Source organism: Streptomyces niphimycinicus, assembly GCF_018883605.1.
GTDB classification, from domain to species: domain Bacteria; phylum Actinomycetota; class Actinomycetes; order Streptomycetales; family Streptomycetaceae; genus Streptomyces; species Streptomyces niphimycinicus.
In genome coordinates this window covers 1-1,906 of record NZ_JAHLEM010001143.1, presented here as the reverse complement: position 1 = coordinate 1,906, position 1,906 = coordinate 1, and the positions used below count along the sequence as shown (strand labels likewise).

1 protein-coding gene is annotated in these 1,906 nt (G+C 76.1%); it reads right to left on the bottom strand.

Translation table 11 applies throughout. The features are described from left to right. A partial coding sequence (locus KN815_RS48290; protein ID WP_216348096.1) for an SDR family oxidoreductase occupies positions 1 to 1,906 on the bottom strand: 1,906 nt, incomplete at both ends.

Genomic DNA, 1,906 nt, shown 5'->3' with positions numbered 1-1,906 from the left:
GGCGACGGTACGCCGCCGGGCCGCGGCCCGGACCAGCCCGCGGAACACGGCGGGCAGCCCGCCCTCGGCGGCCTGCTCGCGCAGCGGCGCGGTGTCCAGGTGCAGCGGTACCAGCACCGCCTCACCGCCGACCGCGCACGCCGTGTCGAACAGCTCCAGACCGTCCCGCGAGGACAGCGGCGCCATCCCGGAGCGCTCCATACGCGCCACATCCGCGTCCGCCATGCCGCCGGTCATCGCGCTGCGCTGCTCCCACAGGCCCCAGGCCAGCGAGAGCGCGGGCAGTCCGGCGGAGCGGCGGTGCGCGGCCAGCGCGTCCAGGAAGGTGTTGGCCGCCGCGTAGTTGGCCTGGCCCGGCGCGCCGAAGGTACCGGCGGCGGACGAGAACAGCACGAACGCGGAGAGGTCCAGTTCGCGGGTCAGCTCGTGCAGATTGTGCGCCGCGGCCACCTTCGGCCGGAAGACCGTATCGATCCGGTCCGGGGTGAGCGTGGGCAGCAGCCCGTCGTCCAGCACACCCGCGGTGTGCACGACGGCGGTGAGCGGATGCTCCGGATCCACCTCGGCCAGCAGCATCGACAGCGCCTCGCGGTCGGCCACATCGCAGGCCGCGACGCTCACCCGGGCGCCCAGCACGGTCAGTTCGTCGACCAGCTCGGGCATTCCCGGGGCGCGCTGTCCGCGGCGGCTGCCCAGCAGCAGATGCCGCACCCCGCGCTCGGCCACCAGGTGGCGGGCGAGCTGTCCGCCGAGGACACCGGTGGCGCCGGTGATCAGGACCGTGCCGTCCTGGTCGAACTCCGGGAGCGCTTCCCGTACCTGGTCCTCGTTCTGCTCCTGGGTGGCGACCCGGGCCAGCCGGGGCGCGTGGAGGGCGCCCGCCCGGACGGCGAGCTGCGGCTCCCCGCCGGTCACGGCCGCCGTCAGCAGCTCGGCCGAGGTCTCCTCACCGTCCAGGTCGAGCAGCAGGAAACGGTCCGGGTTCTCGGTCTGCGCGGTGCGGATCAGGCCCCATACGGCCGACCGCGCCAGGTCGTGCACCTCGGCGTCCGGGGACGTGGCGACCGCGCGCCGGGTGACGAACGCCAGCCGCGCCCCGGCGAGACCCTCCTCCGCGAGCCACGACAGCGCGCTGTCCAGCGCGGCGTGGGTGGCCAGCCGGGCGCCCTCCGCCACATCGCCGCCCCCGGCGGGGCCGGTGTGCGGGAGGAGGACGACATCCGGCCGGGGGCTGCCCGAGGCCACCACGGCCGCGAGTTCGGCCAGGTCGGCGAAGACGGCGCAGTCGGCACCCGCCGACTCCAGCGCGGCGACGAGCCCGAGGGCGTCCGTGCCGTGCGTGGCGTTCTGGCCAGTGCTGTTCGCCGCGTCCTGGCCGGTGCTGTTCGCCGCGTCCTGGCCGGTGCTGTTGGCGGTGTCCAGGCCGGTGCTGTTCGCGGCGTCCTGGCCGATCAGGGCCCAGCGGAGGGTCCCGGGGGCCGCCGCGGGCGCCGGCACCGGCGCCCACTCCAGCCGGAACAGCGAGTCGTGGTAGGTCACCTGGGCCGCGCGCAACTGCTCCGGGGCGATACGCCGCAGCACCAACGAGTCCACCGACGCGACCGCGCCGCCGTTCTCGTCCGCGACGGTGAGGGCCACCGTGTCCGGCCCGGCCGGGGCGATCCGTACGCGCAGCGCCGTGGCGCCCGCCGCGTGGAGGGTGACCCCGGTCCAGGAGAACGGCAGCCGGATCCCGTCGGCCTCGCCGCCCAGGAAGTCGCCGAGCGCGACCCCGTGCAGCGCGGCGTCCAGCAGCGCCGGATGCAGTCCGAACAGCGCGGCGTCGGCGTGCTGCCGCTGCTCCAGGCGCAGCTCGGCGAAGACCTCCTCGCCGCGCCGCCAGGCTGCGCCCAGCCCCTGGAACGCC